Origin of the sequence: Methylopila sp. Yamaguchi, assembly GCF_002897035.1 — a bacterium.
Classification (GTDB): domain Bacteria; phylum Pseudomonadota; class Alphaproteobacteria; order Rhizobiales; family Methylopilaceae; genus Methylopila.
The window spans coordinates 18,263-36,301 of record NZ_BAUX01000021.1; the positions used below are offsets into that span (position 1 = coordinate 18,263).

General features: G+C 69.9%; 17 protein-coding genes. 10 read left to right on the forward strand and 7 right to left on the reverse strand.

Annotated elements, in window-relative coordinates:
- Positions 1-816 carry an ATP-binding cassette domain-containing protein gene (locus tag METY_RS18925; protein ID WP_103122948.1) on the reverse strand — a complete coding sequence of 272 codons (816 nt, stop codon included), beginning with the start codon at positions 814-816 and terminating at the stop codon, positions 1-3.
- A 450-nt stretch (positions 817-1,266) separates the two neighbouring features.
- On the opposite strand from METY_RS18925, the gene METY_RS18930 reads away from it, so the two are divergent.
- From METY_RS18930 to METY_RS18945, 4 genes are all read left to right on the forward strand, one after another.
- A complete protein-coding gene (locus tag METY_RS18930) occupies positions 1,267-1,710 on the forward strand; it encodes a PAS domain-containing protein (protein ID WP_103122949.1) in 444 nt (147 codons plus the stop codon).
- Between the two features lie 90 nt (positions 1,711-1,800).
- A complete protein-coding gene (frc, locus tag METY_RS18935; protein ID WP_103122950.1) occupies positions 1,801-3,051 on the forward strand; it encodes a formyl-CoA transferase in 1,251 nt (416 codons plus the stop codon).
- A gap of 194 nt (positions 3,052-3,245) precedes the next feature.
- On the forward strand, positions 3,246-4,415 hold the full coding sequence (locus METY_RS18940; protein ID WP_103122951.1) for an HPP family protein: 1,170 nt from the start codon (positions 3,246-3,248) through the stop codon (positions 4,413-4,415).
- A 30-nt stretch (positions 4,416-4,445) separates the two neighbouring features.
- Positions 4,446-5,123, forward strand: a complete 678-nt coding sequence (locus METY_RS18945) for an alpha/beta hydrolase (protein WP_103122952.1) — start codon at positions 4,446-4,448, stop codon at positions 5,121-5,123.
- Here METY_RS18945 and ccmA read toward each other — a convergent pair.
- Positions 5,116-5,745 carry a heme ABC exporter ATP-binding protein CcmA gene (ccmA, locus tag METY_RS18950; protein WP_103122953.1) on the reverse strand — a complete coding sequence of 210 codons (630 nt, stop codon included), beginning with the start codon at positions 5,743-5,745 and terminating at the stop codon, positions 5,116-5,118. The two genes, METY_RS18945 and ccmA, sit on opposite strands and share 8 nt — an antisense overlap.
- Positions 5,746-5,968: 223 nt before the next feature.
- Between ccmA and acnA the strand changes: the two genes are divergently transcribed.
- The 4 genes from acnA to METY_RS18970 all read left to right on the forward strand — a co-directional run bounded on the left by acnA (position 5,969) and on the right by METY_RS18970 (position 11,064).
- Positions 5,969-8,650: an aconitate hydratase AcnA gene (acnA, locus tag METY_RS18955; RefSeq protein ID WP_103122954.1), complete on the forward strand. Its 2,682-nt coding sequence runs from the start codon at positions 5,969-5,971 to the stop codon at positions 8,648-8,650.
- 171 nt (positions 8,651-8,821) lie between these two features.
- On the forward strand, positions 8,822-9,604 hold the full coding sequence (locus METY_RS18960; RefSeq protein ID WP_103122955.1) for a DUF1223 domain-containing protein: 783 nt from the start codon (positions 8,822-8,824) through the stop codon (positions 9,602-9,604).
- Entirely contained in the window at positions 9,601-10,605 is a 1,005-nt protein-coding gene (locus METY_RS18965; RefSeq protein ID WP_200819739.1) for an alpha/beta fold hydrolase, read from the forward strand. Before METY_RS18960 ends, METY_RS18965 begins: the two co-directional genes overlap by 4 nt.
- A gap of 75 nt (positions 10,606-10,680) precedes the next feature.
- Complete coding sequence (locus METY_RS18970; protein ID WP_103122956.1) at positions 10,681-11,064, forward strand: DUF2794 domain-containing protein; 384 nt, start codon at positions 10,681-10,683, stop codon at positions 11,062-11,064.
- Here the strand turns inward: METY_RS18970 and METY_RS18975 are convergent.
- From METY_RS18975 to METY_RS18995, 5 genes are all read right to left on the reverse strand, one after another.
- Positions 11,054-11,437 (reverse strand): RidA family protein, encoded by a 384-nt coding sequence (locus tag METY_RS18975; RefSeq protein ID WP_103122957.1) that lies wholly within the window; start codon positions 11,435-11,437, stop codon positions 11,054-11,056. The two genes, METY_RS18970 and METY_RS18975, sit on opposite strands and share 11 nt — an antisense overlap.
- Positions 11,438-11,560: 123 nt before the next feature.
- Positions 11,561-12,166 (reverse strand): 3-isopropylmalate dehydratase small subunit, encoded by a 606-nt coding sequence (gene leuD / locus METY_RS18980; RefSeq protein ID WP_103122958.1) that lies wholly within the window; start codon positions 12,164-12,166, stop codon positions 11,561-11,563.
- 98 nt (positions 12,167-12,264) lie between these two features.
- Positions 12,265-12,798, reverse strand: a complete 534-nt coding sequence (gene thpR, locus METY_RS18985) for an RNA 2',3'-cyclic phosphodiesterase (protein ID WP_103122959.1) — start codon at positions 12,796-12,798, stop codon at positions 12,265-12,267.
- Between the two features lie 42 nt (positions 12,799-12,840).
- Positions 12,841-13,893: an aldo/keto reductase gene (locus METY_RS18990; protein WP_103122960.1), complete on the reverse strand. Its 1,053-nt coding sequence runs from the start codon at positions 13,891-13,893 to the stop codon at positions 12,841-12,843.
- An 82-nt stretch (positions 13,894-13,975) separates the two neighbouring features.
- Positions 13,976-14,572, reverse strand: a complete 597-nt coding sequence (locus METY_RS18995; protein ID WP_103122993.1) for an arylesterase — start codon at positions 14,570-14,572, stop codon at positions 13,976-13,978.
- A gap of 130 nt (positions 14,573-14,702) precedes the next feature.
- Here METY_RS18995 and METY_RS19000 point away from each other — a divergent pair, with 130 nt between their 5' ends.
- Positions 14,703-15,386 (forward strand): ABC transporter ATP-binding protein, encoded by a 684-nt coding sequence (locus tag METY_RS19000; protein ID WP_103122961.1) that lies wholly within the window; start codon positions 14,703-14,705, stop codon positions 15,384-15,386.
- Positions 15,383-17,965: an ABC transporter permease gene (locus tag METY_RS19005; protein WP_103122962.1), complete on the forward strand. Its 2,583-nt coding sequence runs from the start codon at positions 15,383-15,385 to the stop codon at positions 17,963-17,965. Before METY_RS19000 ends, METY_RS19005 begins: the two co-directional genes overlap by 4 nt.
- The last annotated feature ends 74 nt before the right edge of the window (positions 17,966-18,039 follow it).

Below are 18,039 nucleotides of genomic sequence, written 5' to 3' on the forward strand. Positions count from 1 at the left end.
TCAGCGCACGAAGGCGAGGGGCGCGGCGGTCTGCGGATGGGAGATCACCTCCATCGGCACGCCGTAGATCCGCTCCAGCGTCGCCGGGTCGACGATCTCCCCCGGCGCCCCGCGGGCGATCAGCCGGCCGGAGTGCAGCGCCACGATCTCGTCGCAGAACCGCGCGGCCATGTTGATCTCGTGCAGCACGACGATCACGCCCAGGCCGCGCGCCTCGGAGAGCCGCCGCACCAGCGCCAGCACCTCGACCTGGTGGGCGACGTCGAGCGCCGAGGTCGGCTCGTCCAGCAGCAGCCAGCTCGCTTCTTGCGCCACCAGCATGGCGAGCCACACCCGTTGGCGTTCGCCGCCGGAGAGCTCCTCGACCAGCCGGTCCGCGAAGGGCTCGATGTCGGTCAGCTCCATCGCGGTCTTCACGGCGGCCGCGTCCGCCGCGCCGAACCGACCGAGCGCGCCGTGCCAGGGGTAGCGGCCGAGCGCCACCAGTTCGCGCGCCGTCATGCCGGTCGCGGCCGGCGGTTGCTGCGGCAGGTAGGCGACTTCGCGGGCGAAGGCGCGCGAGCCCCAGCTTGCGATCGGCTCGCCGCCGAAGCGAACCGCGCCCCCGGTCGGCTGCTGCTGGCGGGCGATCAGTTTGAGCAGGGTCGACTTGCCCGAGCCGTTATGGCCGATAAGCCCGACCACCCGCGCGCCGTCGAAGCCCAAGGTGAGCGGCTGCAGCAGGGTGCGCCCGTCGACTGCGAAGGTCAGCCCCTCGAGCTCGAACGAGGGCGCGGCGTTTGCGTCGGCGCGGACCGCGCGGTGGGCGAAGAACATCGAAGGGCTCTTTCTCGCGAGGGAACCTCGTCGTCGCCCGGCCGGCCCCGTGGGTCAAGCCACGGCGTGGCCGCAGCCGCCGCTGCGCCATGTCTGACCCGTCTGAGACTGCCGTCCTGGTCAAGGCGGGTTCGCCACGGATGCGGATCCCGGCGGGCCTCGGCCGGGAGGAAGAAGGCCTTGACACCCTCAGCGCTATTGGCATACCAAATACCACAAAGCGCACAAAAGTCCTCAAGGACAGCGCGCGAGAGCGGCGAAGCCGCCTCGACAGAGTGGAGGAAATGAACCCGTGACGCGCCGCACCCGCACCACCTGACGCACGACGTCGTCGCGCCGAACATGAACGTAGACGCTGCTCGCCCGTCGTCCGGGTCGTGGCCGCGTTCGGCGTTCCCGTCGGCGCTTGTCCGAGGAAATCGACGAGACGCGGCTTCGCCGCAGGCCAGCATGTCCGCAGAGATCGATTACGCCCAGATCGTCGAAACCGCCGGTGACGCTGTCGTCGTCTCGGATGCGGCCGGCTTGATCACGGTCTGGAATGCGGCGGCCGAACGGATTTTCGGGTTCACCGCCGACGAGGCGATCGGCCGGTCGCTCGACCTGATCACGCCGGAGCGCCACCGCGCGCGCCATTGGGCGGGATACGAGAAAAGCATGCGGACGGGCGAAACGCGCTACGGCGCGGAAACGCTTCGCGTGCCTGCTTTGCACAAGGACGGGCGCCAGCTGTCGATCGCCTTCACGGTCGGCCTGCTGAACGCGCCCGACGGCTCGGTCGCTGGAATCTCCGCGATCGTTCGCGACGAAACCACGCGCTGGAACGACGAACGCCAGATGCGCCGCCGCTTGGCGGAGCTCGAAGCGGCCGCACGCCCAGCGCCGGTCAGCTGACCGCGCGGGCGCCCAGCGCCTGCGCGTCCAAAGCCAACGCGCCAGATCGACCAAGAGGGTCGGGTGGCGCCAAGAGGGAGTGACACTGCGATGACCCAGCCGCTCGAGGGAATCAAGATCATCGACTTCACGCACGTGCAGGCCGGACCGGCGTGCACGCAGCTGCTCGCCTGGTTCGGCGCGGACGTCATCAAGGTCGAGCGTCCCGGCGCCGGCGACGTGACTCGCTCGCAGCTGCGCCACATCGAAGACGCCGACGCGCTGTACTTCACGATGCTGAACTCGAACAAGCGCTCGCTGACGCTCGACACCAAGACGCCGGAAGGCAAGGAAGTCCTTGAGAAGCTCATCAAGGAATCCGACGTCATGGTCGAGAACTTCGGCCCCGGCGCGCTCGACCGCATGGGCTTCTCCTGGGCCCGCATCCAGGAGCTCAACCCGGGCATGATCCTGGCCTCGGTCAAGGGCTTCTCGGACGGCCACCACTACGAGGACCTGAAGGTCTACGAGAACGTCGCGCAGTGCGCCGGCGGCGCGGCCTCGACCACCGGCTTCTGGGACGGCCCCCCCACCGTGTCGGCCGCCGCTCTCGGCGACTCGAACACCGGCATGCATCTCGCGATCGGCATCCTCACGGCGCTCCATCAGAAGAACAAGACCGGCAAGGGCCAGAAGGTCGCCGTGTCGATGCAGGACTCGGTGCTGAACCTCTGCCGCGTCAAGCTGCGCGACCAGCAGCGCCTCGACGCGCTCGGCTACCTGGAAGAGTACCCGCAGTACCCGCACGGCGAGTTCTCGGACGTGGTGCCGCGCGGCGGCAACGCGGGCGGCGGCGGCCAGCCGGGCTGGGTGCTGAAGTGCAAGGGCTGGGAGACCGATCCCAACGCCTACATCTACTTCACCATCCAGGGTCACGCCTGGGCGCCGATCTGCAAGGCGATCGGCAAGGAGGAGTGGATCGACGATCCGGCCTACAACACCGCCCGCGCGCGCCAGGACAAGATCATGGACATCTTCGGCGTGATCGAGGAGTGGCTTGCCGACAAGACCAAGTTCGAGGCGGTCGACATCCTGCGCAAGTTCGACATCCCGTGCTCGCCGGTGCTGTCGATGAAGGAAATTTCGGTCGATCCGAGCCTGCGCGCCAGCGGCACGGTGGTCGAGGTCGATCATCCCAAGCTCGGCAAGTACCTGACCGTCGGCAGCCCGATCAAGTTCTCGGACATGAAGGTCGACATCAAGGCCTCGCCGCTGCTCGGCGAGCACACCGACGAAGTGCTCAAGGATCTCGGCTACACCGAGCAGCAGATCGAGCGTCTGCACCAGGCCCGAGCGGTCTGAGGAGGGGCGCCCTCCGACCCTCGTAGCCCGCGTGGGAGGCGGCGCCGTCGGGCGCCGCCTCTTGCCTTTTCGCTCGCCGTCATTCCACAGATCGACCCCGTGTCCCGCGTCCGCCGCGGCGCGCCGGGCCGTGACGCCTGGACGGTCCCCGCGCCGCCGCTCGCGGTCCGCGCCGTTCAGGAGGCTTTCCGCCGATGCCCTTCCGCCTGCGCGATCTCATTCCCGAGATGGGTCCCATCAGCCTGCAGGAGCGGGCGCGGTCCGGGATCGGGGCGCTGATCGGGATTCTCGTCACCGGTCTCGTCAGCCGCGCCGTCGTCGGCGACAGCTCCGCGCTGCCCATTCTGATCGCGCCGATGGGCGCCTCCTCCGTGCTGCTGTTCGCGGTGCCGGCGAGCCCGCTCGCCCAGCCCTGGTCGATCCTCGGCGGCAATCTGGTCGCGGCCCTGGTCGGGGTCACCGCGGTCCTGCTGATCCCGAACGTCTATGTCGCTGCGGCGGTCGCCGCGGGCGTCGCGATTGCGCTCATGGCCTCGCTGAAGTGCCTGCATCCGCCGAGCGGCGCCGTGGCGCTGACCGCCGTGTTGGGCGGTTCCGCGATTCATGACCTCGGCTACGGCTTCGTGCTCTGGCCGGTGCTCGCAAACTCGATCCTGCTGCTCGCGACCGCGCTCGTCTTCAACAACCTGACCGGCCGGACCTATCCGCACCGGCCCACGCGCGCCGCACCAGGCCGCGGGACCGCCGATCCCACGCCCGCCGCCCGTCTCGGACTGTCCGCCTCTGCCCTCGCCGCGGCGCTCGAGGATTACGGCCAGGTGCTGGACGTCTCCCCGGCCGACCTCGCGGCGATCTTCCGGCGCGCGCAGGTCCACGCCTACCGGCCGGGCGAGGGCGCCGCCACCTGCGCTGAGATCATGTCCAAGGACGTCATCGGGGTCGGTCCCGACGCCCCGATGAAGGAGGCGCTCGAACTGATGCGCGGCCATCACGTGAAGATGCTGCCGGTGACGGACGAACGCGCGCGCGTGCTGGGCGTCGTGACCCAGACGGACCTGCTCGACAAGACCACCTGGGGCGCGGGGGGGCCGAGGCTCGGCCTGCGCCAGCGCATCCGCGTCAGCCTAAGCGGCCTGCGCGCTCCGCACGGCGTGGTCGCCGACATCATGACGCGCGCGGTGACGGCGGTCCGGCCCGAGACCTCGATTGCAGAGGTGGTGCTGCGCATGACCGAGGCGGGGCTGCATCACCTGCCGGTCGTGGACGGCGACGGACGGCTCGCTGGCGTCGTGTCCCAGACCGATCTCGTGGTCGCCCTGCTGGCGCAGGCGACCGCCGGCCAGCCCTCCGCGGCGCCGGCCTGACCCGCAGCACCCAAGCAACGGGACCTTCGCATGCTCGATCCCCATCTCGCCGGCCGGCTCGACTTCATGCATCGCCTGCCGACGGAGGACCCCCTCGTCCCCGGCCTGAACCGGCTCGGCCTGTTCGAGGAGCGCGACGCGTTCCTGTTGGTCCCCGGGAGCGTGAACCCGCGCCGCCCTACGCCGCTGATGACGCTGTTCCATGGCGGGGGCGGCAGCGCCGAGAAGATCCTGCCGATGATGCGCGACCACGCGGAGGAGCGCGGCTTCCTTCTGCTCGTGCCGCAGTCGCTTTTCCCCACCTGGGACATCGTGATCGCCGGCAACGGTCCGGACCGGGAGCGGCTCGACGCCGCGCTGGAGGCGGTCGCCTCGCGCTACATGATCGACCCCACGCGCTTCGCCTTCGCCGGCCACTCCGACGGCGGCAGCTACACGCTCTCGCTTGGGCCCACCAACGGGCATCTCGTGACGCACATGATCGTGTCCTCCGCCGGCTTCATGTCCGTGCACATGCAGGCCGGCGCGCCCCGGATCTTCATCTCGCACGGGCTGAGGGACGAGCAGATCCCGATCGAGCGCAGCGGCCGCCGGCACGCGGCCGCGCTGAAGGACGCCGGCTACGACGTCACCTATGTGGAGTACGACGGCCCGCACGCCTGGCGGCCGGCGGTCGCCGCCCGCGCGGTCGATTTCTTCCTCAGCTGACGGAGGTCAGCGGGGTCCGCAGGCTCGTGCCGCTGAGGTCCAGCGTCGCCGAGCCGGGAAGGCCAAGCTCGGCGTGGGTCGCGGCCACGATCAGGCCGCCCTTCGCGCGGTGGTCCGCCATCAGCCGCGCCAGCAGCCGCTGGCCGCCGGCGTCGAGCGCCGCGGTGGGCTCGTCCAGCAGCCATAGGGGGCGCGGAGCGGCGAGGAGGCGCGCGAGCGCCAGGCGGCGGCGCTGCCCGGCGGAGAGCGCCGAGCCGGGTAGGTCGGCGATGTGGCCAAGGCCGACCGTCTCCAGCGCGGCGTCGAGGTCGCCGCCGCCGCCGAGCACGTCGCGGGCGAAGGCTAGGTTGCGGCGCACGGCAAGGCCGCCCTTCACCGCGTCGAGATGGCCGAGCATGTGGGTCTGCTCGCGGAGCGCGAGCTCCGGATCGCCGCCCTCGAGCGCGACGCGGCCCGCGGCCGGGGCGATCAGGCCCGCGATCGTCCTGAGAAGCGTGGATTTTCCGGCGCCGTTGGGGCCGAGGACGGCAAGCGCTTCGCCGGCTCCGACGCTGAAGCCGACATCGCGCAGAACGGGGCGGCCGCCGCGGTCGACCCCGAGACCTTCGACGACAAGCTTCATGGCCGCCGCCCGGGGCTGGCCGTTGGAACGCTTCGACGCCCGCTCGATTTCGCGTGCGAGCCACGAACTTTCGCGCCCGCGGGATGCCGCTTCAACCGCGTCTCGACTTCCCCTATAACCGCGCAGGACTTACTAGTTGTGCAGCGCACGCGTCACTCCGGCCGCTCGTCCGCGCATCCCGCGCAGGCGTTCAAGGCCCCCTTCAAGCAAGGAGCCCGCCCCCGTGTCCCATCCCGACAGCTTCAAATCGGCTAAAACCCTGTCGGTGAACGGCAAGGACTACCGCTACTACAGCATCGCGGAGGCGGAGGCGAACGGGCTCGAGGGCGTGGCGCGGCTCCCGCACTCCATGAAGGTGCTGCTGGAGAACCTGCTGCGCTTTGAGGACGGACGCACCGTCAAGAAGGACGACATCGCCGCCGTCAAGGGCTGGCTCGAGAACCGCGGCAAGGGCGAGTACGAGATCGCCTACCGGCCGTCGCGCGTGCTGATGCAGGACTTCACCGGGGTGCCTGCCGTCGTCGACCTCGCGGCGATGCGCGACGCCATGAAGCACCTCGGCGGCGACCCCAAGAAGATCAACCCTCTCGTGCCGGTCGATCTCGTCATCGACCACTCCGTGATCGTCAACTTCTTCGGCGACGCCGCCGCCTTCGGGAAGAACGTCGACGAGGAGTACAAGCAGAACCAGGAGCGCTACCGTTTCCTCAAGTGGGGCCAGGACGCGTTCGACAATTTCCGCGTGGTCCCGCCCGGAACCGGCATCTGCCATCAGGTCAATCTCGAATACCTCGCCCAGACCGTGTGGACGAAGGACGAGGACGGCGTGACTGTGGCCTATCCCGACACCTGCGTCGGCACCGACAGCCACACCACCATGGTGAACGGCCTCGGCGTGCTCGGCTGGGGCGTCGGCGGCATCGAGGCGGAGGCGGCGATGCTCGGCCAGCCGGTCTCGATGCTCATTCCGGAAGTGATCGGCTTCAAACTCGTCGGCCAGCTGAAGGAAGGCATCACCGCGACGGATCTGGTGCTCACCGTCACCCAGATGCTGCGCAAGCGCGGCGTGGTCGGCAAGTTCGTCGAGTTCTTCGGCGACGGCCTCGACCATCTCTCGCTCGCCGACCGGGCGACGATCGGCAACATGGCGCCGGAGTACGGCGCGACCTGCGGCTTCTTCCCCGTGGACAGCGAGACCATCGCCTACCTCGAGGAGACCGGCCGCGATCCGCAGCGCGTCGCGCTCGTCGAGGCCTACGCGAAGGCCCAGGGGATGTGGCGCGAGGCCGGGTCTCCCGACCCGGTGTTCACCGACGTGCTGGAGCTCGACATCGGCACGGTCGAGCCCTCGCTCGCAGGTCCCAAGCGCCCGCAGGACAGGGTGCTGCTGAAGGACACCAAGGCCGGCTTCCTCGCCTCGCTCGAAGGCGAGTTCAAGAAGCCGGGCGAGGCCGGCAAGCGCGTGCCCGTCGCCGGCACGGACTACGATCTCGGCCATGGCGACGTGACGATCGCCGCAATCACCTCCTGCACCAACACCTCGAACCCCAGCGTGCTGATCGCGGCGGGCCTGCTCGCCCGCAACGCCGTCGCCAAGGGCTTGAAGTCGAAGCCCTGGGTGAAGACCTCGCTTGCGCCCGGCTCCCAGGTGGTCGAGGGCTATCTCGCCTCCGCTGGTCTGCAGGACGACCTCGACGCCCTCGGCTTCAACCTCGTGGGCTTCGGCTGCACCACCTGCATCGGCAACTCCGGCCCGCTGCCGGAGCCGATCTCCGAGGCGATCAACGCCCATGACCTCGTGGCGGGCGCCGTCATCTCCGGCAACCGCAACTTCGAAGGCCGCGTGAACCCGGACGTGAAGGCGAACTACCTCGCCTCGCCGCCGCTGGTCGTGGCCTACGCGCTGGCGGGCTCTCTCCAGATCGACCTCGCCACCGAGCCGCTCGGCCAGGGCGCGGACGGCCCGGTCTACCTCAAGGACATCTGGCCTTCGAACAGGGAAGTCGCCCAGTTCATCCGCGAGAACGTCACCAAGGCGATGTTCCAGGAGAAGTACGCCGACGTGTTCAAGGGCGACGTCAACTGGCAGAAGATCACCGTGCCGCAGGGCGAGACCTACGCCTGGGACGACCGCTCGACCTACGTCCAGAACCCGCCGTACTTCGAGGGCATGGACCGCGAGCCGAAGCCGGTGACGGACATCGAGAACGCCCGCATCCTTGGCCTGTTCCTCGACTCGATCACCACCGACCACATTTCGCCGGCGGGCTCGATCAAGCAGGCGAGCCCCGCGGGCGAATACCTGCGCGACCATCAGGTGCGCCCGGCGGACTTCAACCAGTACGGCACCCGTCGCGGCAACCATCAGGTCATGATGCGCGGCACCTTCGCCAACATCCGCATCAAGAACCAGATGCTGGCTGGCGTCGAAGGCGGCATGACCAAGCATTATCCGGACGGCGAGCAGCTGCCGATCTACGACGCGGCCATGAAGTATAAGGCCGAGGGCGTGCCGCTGGTCGTCTTCGCCGGCAAGGAGTACGGCACCGGCTCGTCGCGCGACTGGGCGGCGAAAGGCACCAATCTGCTCGGCGTCCGCGCCGTGATCGCGCAATCCTTCGAGCGCATCCATCGCTCGAACCTCGTCGGCATGGGCGTCGTGCCCCTGACCTTCGAGGAGGGGACGAGCTGGCAGTCGCTCGGCCTCAAGGGCGACGAGACGGTCACGCTCAAGGGCCTCGCGGAGGGGCTTCGCCCGCGCATGACCATGAACGCGGAAATCGTCTCTGCCGACGGATCGACGCAGACGGTGCCTCTGCTCTGCCGCATCGATACGCTGGACGAGCTCGACTACTTCAAGAACGGCGGCATCCTGCACTACGTCCTGCGGAGCCTTGCCGCCTAAGCGGCGAGACGCCATCTTCCTGCCTCCGGCCGGCTCCCCGCCGCCGGAGGCGCCTTTGCGGGACCCGCGTCGATCACGAGGCCGCGCGTCACCGCCATGTGAGTGGTCTCGCATGGGCGTCGCGACCTACTCTCCGACTCCCCGAATGCGTCCCACGTCCGGCTGTTCCCCATGCGTCTCGTCGCTCTCGCCTTCGCTTCTTTCCTCGCGGCCGCCCCGGTCGCGCAGGCGGGCGAAACCGCGCCTCGCGGCGTGATCGAGCTGTTCACCAGCCAGGGCTGTTCGGCCTGCCCGCCGGCCGACCGTCTGGCGAGCGAACTGGCGCGTGACGGGCAGAACCTCGTGCTGACGCTGCCCGTGGACTATTGGGACTATCTCGGCTGGCGCGACACGCTGGCGAGCCCCGCCAACAGCGCGCGGCAGCGCGCCTATGCGGCGACCCGCGGCGACCGCAAGATCTACACCCCGCAGATCGTCGTGAACGGCCGAGAGGCCGCCGTCGGCGGCGACGGCGCGGCGGTCGCGGGGGTCGTGACCCGCGCCGAAGCCGGCGACAACGCCCTGACGCTTCCGGTCGCGGTCACCGCGGCGGACGGCCGGGTGTCGGTCGCGGTCGCCCAGGCGCGGACCGGGGGCGAACCTCGCCATGCGGAAGTCTGGGCCTTCTCGGTCGAGCGCTCGCGCACCGTCCAGATCGGGCGGGGCGAGAACGCGGGACGGACGGTCACCTACGCCAACGTGGTCCGCAAGATGACCCGCCTGGGCGTCTGGAACGGGGACGCCGCCAAGTTCGACGTGCCGGCCGACGAACTCAGCCACCCCGACAGCGACGCCGTCGCAATCGTCGTGCAGGCGGGCAGCGGCGGCCAGCCGGGGCCGATCCTCGGCGCGGCGCAGGTCGACCAGCCGAAGATCGCGCCCACGCTGCAGTCGCGTCTGCGAGATCCCTTGTGATCCGTCGCCTGGCGGTTATCGCCGCGGCTCTGCTGGCCTCCGCCGGCGGCGCGGGGGCGGCCGCCTACGGCGAGCGTCTGGACGGCTTCGCCTACCCCTATCAGGTCATGACCTTCGCCTTCGTCTCGCAGGGCGAGCCGGCCGAGATGGCCTACATGGACATCGCGCCGACCGGCCCCGCGAACGGCCGGACGGTCGTGACGCTGCACGGCAAGAACTTCTGCGCCGCGACCTTCGAGAGCGCGATCGGCGCGCTCACGCGGGCGGGCTATCGCGTGATCGCGCCGGACCAGATCGGCTTCTGCAAGTCGTCGAAGCCGGCCGCCTACCAGTACTCGTTCAACCAGCTCGCGGCGAACACCCACGCGCTCCTGCAGAGCCTGAAGATCCCGCGCGCCACGATTGTCGGCCATTCCATGGGCGGCATGCTCGCCGCGCGCTACGCGCTCAGCTATCCGGCTGAGGTCGAGCGGTTGGTGATGGTGAACCCGATCGGCCTCGAGGACTGGAAGGCTAAGGGCGTGCCCTACGCGCCCATCGACCAGCTCCTCGCCGCCGAGCGCAAGACCTCGTTCGACAGCGTGAAGGCCTATCAGCTGAAGTACTACTACTCCGGCGAATGGCGCGCGCCCTACGATCGCTGGGTCGACATGTACGCGGGAATGTACGCGGGCGACGGCAAGGACGCGGTCGAACGCGCCTCCGCGCGCACGAGCGACATGATCTACACCCAGCCGGTCGTGTACGAGTTTCCGAAGATCGCGGTTCCGACCACGCTGATGATCGGCCAGCTCGATCGCACCGCCCCGGGCGCGAACCGCGCGGCTCCCGAGATCGCGAAGACGCTCGGCGACTACCCGGCGCTCGGTCGCGCCGCGGCGGCGGCGATCCCCGGCGCGACGCTGGTCGCCTTCGATAGGCTCGGGCACTCCCCGCATGTGCAGGCGCCCGCCGAGTTCGAGGCGGCGCTCCTCAAGGCCCTGAGCGCGCCCGCGCCCTGATCGCCCCCGCGTCGCCGCGCCGCTTGCGCTCCCCCGTCCGGGGCGCGATCATGACGGCGCGATGAAGGAGGCGCCATGAGCGATCAGGAGCCCATACGTTTTACGCCGCGTCCGACGCCCAGCGTCCCGCCTGCGGCGCCCGCCCCGCAACCCACTCCCGCCCAGGTCTCGTTCGACCGCCGCGAGCTTCAGGCCATCCTGGGGCTCTACGGTCGCATGGTGGCGGCCGGCGAGTGGCGCGACTACGCCATCGACTTTCTCAAGGAACAGGCGGTGTTCTCGGTGTTCCGGCGCGCGAGCGAGGCGCCGCTCTACCGCATCGAGAAGACGCCCAGGCTCGCCCGCCGGCAGGGCGCCTACGCGGTGGTCACGACCACCGGGCTGATCCTCAAGCGCGGGCACGATCTCGCCCGCGTTCTTGACGTGCTGGACCGGAAGCTCCGCCTCGTCACGACCTGACGCGGGCGGTCACCTCGATTTCGATCTTCATCTCGGGCTTGATCAGAGCGCAGACGACGGTGGTGTTCGCCGGGCGGATCTCGCTGAAGATCTCGCCGGTGACGGTGAACAGTTCGCCTGCGGTCGCGGGGTCGGTCAGGTAATAGCGGGTCTGCACGACGTCGGCGAACGTCGCGCCGGCGTCCTTCAGCGCCTTCTCGATGGTCGCGAAGGCGTTGCGGGCCTGCTGCTCGACGCTGTCCGGCATCGTCATGGTGGCGTAGTCGTAGCCGGTGGTGCCGGAAACGAACACGAGGTCGCCGTCGACCACAGCGCGGCTGTAGCCCGCCGTCTTCTCGAAGGGCGAACCGGTGGAGATCAGGCGGCGGGTCATGGTTGGGCTCTGTCGTAGGACACGTGAGACGTCATGGTCCGGCTTGGGCGGACCATGATCTGCGGCGTCAAGATGGCGCTGGCGGTGGGTCCTCCGGTCGAGCCGGAGGAGCACTGCGGTGATTTACGCCCAGGGGCGGTCGGCGGCGAGCTTCTGCTCGAAACCGGAGATGCGGTCGACCTTCTCCATCGTCAGGCCGATGTCGTCGAGGCCTTCCAGCAGGCAGCGCTTGCGGAAGGGGTCGATCTCGAAGGTCACCGTCCCGCCGTCCGGTCCGGAGATGGTCTGCGCCGCGAGGTCGATGGTCAGCCGGGCGTTGGCGCCGCGTTCCGCGTCGTCCAACAGCTTGGCGTGGTCCTCCGGGGACACGACGATCGGCAGAATGCCGTTCTTGAAGCAGTTGTTGTAGAAGATGTCCGCGAACGAGGTCGAGATCACGCAGCGGATGCCCTTGTCCAGCAGCGCCCAGGGAGCGTGCTCGCGGGACGATCCGCAGCCGAAGTTGTCGCCGGCGACCAGGATCTCCGCGTTCTTGTAGGCCGGCTGGTTCAGCACGAAGTCCGGGTTCTCCGAACCGTCGGCGTTGTAGCGCAGCTCCGAGAACAGGCCCGCGCCGAGCCCGGTCCGCTTGATCGTCTTGAGGTACTGCTTCGGGATGATCATGTCGGTGTCGATGTTGATCATCGGCAGGGGGGCGGCGACGCCCGTCAGCGTGGTGAACTTCTGCATGGGTCTTCTCCTCGCGCGCTGTCATGCTCCGGCGCCGGCGGGCGGTCAACCCGTTCCGAAGCGCGCGCTCTCTCGGCCTCATATGGGAGGCCGCCCGTTCATCTCAGCGGATAGGCCGCCTCGACCACATAGGGGCCGCCGCCGACGGAATCGCGCGAGGAGTAGATCACGAACTGCTCCGCCCGGAACGACAGCCGCGCCGGCCCGCCGCGGAGGCCGAGATAGTCCGCGACCGCGCGGGGCGAGGCGTCGCGCAGGCGCGCCAGCGTCACGTGCGGCGTGAACTTGCGCGACTCCGCCGGGAGCCCCGCCCGACGCATCAACCGTTCGTGCTCGGCCTGCAGCTCGAGGATGGCGGGCGAGGGCGCGACCTTGGCGATCAGCGCCCGCGGCCGCGCGCCGCCGAAGGCGTCGAGGCCCTCGATCGCCACGTCGAACGGCGGACGCCGGATCGCGCCCAGCAGGTAGGCCGCCTCCTGCGCGACGCCTTCGTCCACGTCGCCGAGGAAGCGCAGGGTGACGTGGTAGTTCTCGACGTCGATCCAGCGCGCGCCGGACAGACCGCCGCGGTAGCCGGAAAGCGCGAGGCCGATGTCCTCGGGCACCTCGATCGCGGTGAACAGCCGCGGCATGGCGCGTCTCCTCGCAACACGCGTCCCGCGGCGGTCAGGCCCTCAGGGACAAGGATTCGCGCGGACCTTGTGGATGGCGTCGACGCGGGCTTCGATGTCCTCCGACCACGGCTGGTCGAAGGCCGCGAGGTCGTGGTCGAGCTGCTCCAGAGTGGTCGCGCCGATGATCACGGAGGTCATGAAGGACCGGGTCGCGGCGAACTTCAAGGCGAGATGGGCGGCGCTCCAGCCGATCTCCCCAGCTAGATCGCAATAGGCCTCCACCGCGCCTTCCGCCCCCGCCGTCTCGTAGCGCTGGAGGCGGTCGAACAGCGTCTTGCGGGCGCCGGCGGGCAGCGCGCCGTCGCGGTACTTGCCCGTGAGATAGCCCTGGCCCAGCGGCGAATAGGCCAGCAGCCCGACGTCCTCGCGCAGGGCGACCTCGGCGAGGTTGGTCTCGAAGGTGCGGTTCAGAAGATTGTACGCGTTCTGGATCGAAGCCACGCGCGGCAGCCCGCGGGCGTCGGATTCGGCAAGGAAGCGCATGGTCCCCCAAGCGCTTTCGTTCGAGAGCCCGATGTGACGGATCTTGCCCTCACGCACCAGCTCGCCAAGGATCTCCAGCGTCTCGTGGATCGGGTGCTCGCCCGGCGCCGGCTCCACCGGGCGGAAGACGACCGGGTTCGAGCCGAACTGCGTCACCTCCCGGTCCGGCCAATGCAGCTGGTAGAGGTCGATGTAGTCGGTGCGAAGCCGCCGCAGGCTGCCTTCGACCGCCTCGCGGATCTGGCCGCGCGACAGCTCGCCCTTCGAGCCGTCCTTTCGGAACCACTCCATCACGGTGCGGCCGACCACCTTGGTGGCGACGATCGTCTTGTCGCGGCCACCGCGGTCCGCGAGCCAGGAGCCGATGATCTCCTCGGTCCTCCCCTGCGTCTCGGGCTTCGGCGGGATCGGGTAGAGCTCGGCGGCGTCGAGAAAGTTCACGCCCGCGTCGCGAGCGCGGTCCATCTGCGCATGGCCCTCAGCCTCGGTGTTTTGCTCGCCGAAGGTCATGGTGCCGAGGCACACGACGCTGACGTCGAGCTCCGTCCGCCCGAGCTTGCGATACTCCATCGAATAGGCCTTTGCGTTGAGGTCGGCAGCGCGCCCGCAGCCGCCAGCGCGGGGCGGGACGCAGTGCTGAGGGGTGGCGGGCTTACGATCGCCGCGCGGCGATCTGGGCGAGAAATTTTTCGACCGTCGGCGTGATGTTTGCGACCACCACGTCCACCCCCTTGGCGGTGGGGTGCAGGCCGTCAGGAAGATTGAGGGAGCGGTCGCCAACCACGCCTTCGAGGAAGAACGGGTAAAGCACCAGGCCGCGCTCTTTCGCAAGGTCGGGATAGATGCTCTCGAACCGCCTGACGTAGTCCGACCCGAGGTTCGGCGAGGCGCGCATGCCGGCGAGCATGGCGGGGATTTTGCGGGCCGCCAGACGGTCAAGGATGCGGGTCAGCGCGGCGCGCGTGATCTTCGGGTCGACGCCGCGGAGCATGTCGTTCGCGCCGAGCTCCACAATCACGCCGTCGGTCCCGTCCGGCACCGACCAGTCCAGCCGATCGGCGCCGCCGCTCGCGGTGTCGCCGGAGACGCCGGCGTTCGCGACCACGACATTGTGCCCGCGGCTCTTGAGCGCCGCCTCCAGACGCGGCGCGAAGCCTTCCCGCGGCCCGAGCCCGTAGCCGGCCGTAAGGCTATCTCCGAAGGCGACCAGTCTGATCGGAGACTGGGCGCGCGCCGTACGCAGAGGCATCACGCTTGCGAGAGCGGCGGCGGCGAGCGCCAGCAAGGCGCGGCGGGACGGCTGGCGCGCCGCGTTCCCGTCGTTATCTGACGTGATGCTGCGCCGCACAGGCGCGTTCCGCGCCGAGACCAGAGGCTTCATGTCTGCGATCGAACTCCGAAACGTCAATCTGTCGCTGGGCCAGGGTCCCGCGCGGGTCCACATCCTGAAGGACGTGAGCCTTGTTATAGGGCGAGGCGAAGTGGTCGGATTGGTCGGCCCGTCTGGGTCCGGCAAGTCCACCCTCCTCATGACGCTCGCAGGCCTGGAGCGCCCGGATGGCGGAACGGTCTCGATCCTGGGCCAGGATCTCGGCGCGCTGGACGAGGACGGCCTCGCGCGCTTCCGCGGCCGCAACGTAGGCGTCGTGTTCCAGTCTTTCCACCTCATCCCCACCATGACCGCGCTCGAAAACGTCGCGGTGCCGCTGGAGCTCGCGGGCGTGAACGACGCGATTGAGCGCGCCAAGGCGGAGCTCGCCGCGGTCGGGCTCGGGCATCGGCTCGATCATCATCCGGCGGAGCTCTCGGGCGGCGAGCAGCAGCGCGTCGCGCTCGCGCGGGCGCTCAGCTCGCGGCCGGAGCTGCTGGTGGCTGACGAGCCTACCGGCAATCTCGATGAGACGACCGGCCGGCAGATCGCCGACCTGCTGTTCGCCAAGACCGCCGAGCGTGGCGCGACGCTGGTGCTCGTCACGCATGATCCCGCGCTCGCCGCGCGTTGCGGCCGGACGGTGCGCCTGCGTTCGGGCCGGATTGAGGATCTAGTGGAGGCCGCGGCGTGAGCGACGTCGCCGCCGCCCGCCCCGCCGACCGCCGCTCCGCGTTTCGCCTGCCCATTCCGTTCCGGCTCGCCGCGCGCGATCTGCGCGGAGGGGTGCAGGGGTTCATCGTGTTCCTCGGGTGCCTCGCGCTCGGCGTCGCGGCGATCGCGGGCGTCGGCTCGCTGTCGCGCGGGCTGACCGAGGGCCTGCAGCGCGAGGGTCGCGCCATCCTCGGCGGCGACGCCGCCTTCGCGCTGATGCACCGGGAGGCCACGCCCGCCGAGCGGACGCTGCTGGAGGCCAAAGGCCGGATCGCGACGGTGGCCACCATGCGCTCCATGGGCCGCGCGGCCTCCGGCGACTCGACGCTGATCGAACTCAAGGCGGTCGACGGAGCTTGGCCGATGGTCGGCCGCGCCACGACCGAGCCCGCCGCGCCGCTGCCGGAGCTTCTGGCGGTAAAGGACGGCGCGTTCGGCGCGGCGGTCGACCCGGCGTTGCTCGCCCGGCTGGACGTCAAGGTCGGGGATCGCATCGAGATCGGCTCCTCCCGCTTCGACATCCGCGCGACCCTGACGCAGGAGCCGGACAAGCTGTCGGACGGCGTCGGCTTCGGCCCGCGCGTGCTGGTGTCCGAGCCCGCGCTCAAGGCCTCGGGCCTGCTGCAGCCCGGCAGCCTCGTGCGCTGGTCCTACCGGGTCGCGATGCCCGGCGAGCCGAGCGACGACGCGGTGCGGGCGCTGCTTGCCGACGTCGAGCGCGAGGCGAAGGGCTCCGGCTTTGAAGCCCGCTCCCGCCTCAACGCCGCGCCGCAGCTGCAGCGCAACGTCGACCGTTTCACCCAGTTTCTCACGATCGTCGGCCTCGCCGCGCTCGTGGTCGGCGGGGTGGGCGTCGCCAACGCGATCTCCGCCTTCGTCGACCGCAAGCGCAACACCATCGCCATTCTGAAGAGCGTCGGCGCCTCCGGGCGGACCGTCTTTCTCGTCCACCTGATCGAGGTGGCGGCGCTCGGCGCGCTGGGCGTCGCCATCGGCTTGGTCCTGGGCGCGGCGATCCCGTTCGGAGCGGCCGCTGCGCTCAAAGGCCTGCTGCCGCTGCCGCTCGCGCCGTCGATCTTCCCGCGGGAGCTGGCGCTCGCCGCGGCCTACGGCGGCCTGACCGCGCTCGCCTTCGCGTTCTGGCCGCTCGGGCGCGCGCATGACGTGCCGGTCGCGGCGCTGTTCCGCGACGCGATCGCGCCGGACCGCCGCTATCCTCGCCTCGGCTACATGGTCGCGACCGGCCTGGCCGCCGCGGCGCTTGCCGGGCTTGCGGTGTTCGCGGCCTACGACCGGCGCATCGCCACCGCCTTCGTCGTCGCGACGATCGGCGCTTTCATTGCGTTGCGACTGATCTCCTGGGGCATCATGGCGGTCGCCGCGCGGCTGCCGCGGCCGAAGCGGGTGGAGCTGAAGCTCGCGCTCGCCAACGTCCACCGGCCGGGCGCGCTGACGCCGTCCGTCGTCATGTCGCTCGGTCTCGGGCTCGTGCTGCTGGTGGCGCTGACGCTGATCGACTCCTCGATCCGCCGCCAGCTCTCGAACGAGCTGCCTCAGAAGGCGCCGGCGTTCTTCTTCCTCGACATCCCCTCCACCGAGCGGGAGCGCTTCGCAGAGGTGGTGAAAGCGAAGGCGCCCGAGGCGGACTTCAACAGCACGCCAATGCTGCGCGGCTCGATCGTGTCGTTGAAGGGCGAGCCTTCCGAAGACGCGGCCGTCGATCCCGAGTCCCGCTGGGCGCTGCGCGGCGACCGCGGCGTCACCTTCTCCGCGACGGCGCCCGAAGGCTCGACGGTGATCTCGGGCGAATGGTGGCCGGCGGACTACGCCGGACCGCCGCTGGTCTCGTTCGACCGGCGGCTGGCCGAGGGCCTTCGGCTCAAGGTCGGCGATGAGATCGGCGTCAACGTGCTCGGCCGGACGATCACCGCGAAGGTCGCGAACCTGCGCGAGATCCACTGGGAGACCATGGGGATCAACTTCTTCATGGTGTTCTCGCCGAACGCCTTCGCCGGCGCGCCGTACATGACGCTCGCGACCGTCGGCTTCCCGCAAGGCGCCGGCGACGCGAAGGAGCTCGGCCTGCTCCGGGACCTGACGCGCGACTTCCCCACGATGACGGCGATCCGGGTGAAGGACGCGCTCACCGCTATCGAGGCCATCGTCGGCAACCTCGCGCTGGCGATCCGCGCCGCGAGCGGGGTGACGCTGGTCGCGAGCATCCTCGTGCTGGCGGGCGCGCTCGCCGCGGGCCACCGCCGCCGGGTCTACGAAGCGGTGGTGCTGAAGACGCTGGGCGCTACTCGTGGCCGCCTGCTCGCGGCCTTTGCGGCGGAGTACGCACTGCTGGGGTTGGTGACCGCGGTCTTCGGCCTCGTCGTCGGCTCGCTTGCGGCCTGGGCGGTCGCGACCGAGATCATGCGCATCGACTTCTGGTTCGACCCTGTCGGGGCGGGCGGCGCCGCGCTTGTCGCGCTGGTGCTGACCATCGTGCTCGGCCTTGTCGGCACCTGGCGCATCCTGGGCGAGACCCCTGCGCGGCACTTGCGGAACCTCTAACGCCCACAAGACAACGAAAAAGGCCCCGGGGAGCGATCTCCGGGGCCTTTTTCGTGGCCTCAGCTCAGGTAGCC

Coding starts and splice junctions, on each gene's coding strand:
- METY_RS18925 (WP_103122948.1), bottom strand. CDS start 816: ATGTTCTTCGCCCACCGCGCGGTCCGCGCCGACGCAAACGCCGCGCCC.
- METY_RS18930 (WP_103122949.1), top strand. CDS start 1,267: ATGTCCGCAGAGATCGATTACGCCCAGATCGTCGAAACCGCCGGTGAC.
- frc (WP_103122950.1), top strand. CDS start 1,801: ATGACCCAGCCGCTCGAGGGAATCAAGATCATCGACTTCACGCACGTG.
- METY_RS18940 (WP_103122951.1), top strand. CDS start 3,246: ATGCCCTTCCGCCTGCGCGATCTCATTCCCGAGATGGGTCCCATCAGC.
- METY_RS18945 (WP_103122952.1), top strand. CDS start 4,446: ATGCTCGATCCCCATCTCGCCGGCCGGCTCGACTTCATGCATCGCCTG.
- ccmA (WP_103122953.1), bottom strand. CDS start 5,745: ATGAAGCTTGTCGTCGAAGGTCTCGGGGTCGACCGCGGCGGCCGCCCC.
- METY_RS18960 (WP_103122955.1), top strand. CDS start 8,822: ATGCGTCTCGTCGCTCTCGCCTTCGCTTCTTTCCTCGCGGCCGCCCCG.
- METY_RS18970 (WP_103122956.1), top strand. CDS start 10,681: ATGAGCGATCAGGAGCCCATACGTTTTACGCCGCGTCCGACGCCCAGC.
- METY_RS18975 (WP_103122957.1), bottom strand. CDS start 11,437: ATGACCCGCCGCCTGATCTCCACCGGTTCGCCCTTCGAGAAGACGGCG.
- leuD (WP_103122958.1), bottom strand. CDS start 12,166: ATGCAGAAGTTCACCACGCTGACGGGCGTCGCCGCCCCCCTGCCGATG.
- thpR (WP_103122959.1), bottom strand. CDS start 12,798: ATGCCGCGGCTGTTCACCGCGATCGAGGTGCCCGAGGACATCGGCCTC.
- METY_RS18990 (WP_103122960.1), bottom strand. CDS start 13,893: ATGGAGTATCGCAAGCTCGGGCGGACGGAGCTCGACGTCAGCGTCGTG.
- METY_RS18995 (WP_103122993.1), bottom strand. CDS start 14,572: ATGCCTCTGCGTACGGCGCGCGCCCAGTCTCCGATCAGACTGGTCGCC.
- METY_RS19000 (WP_103122961.1), top strand. CDS start 14,703: ATGTCTGCGATCGAACTCCGAAACGTCAATCTGTCGCTGGGCCAGGGT.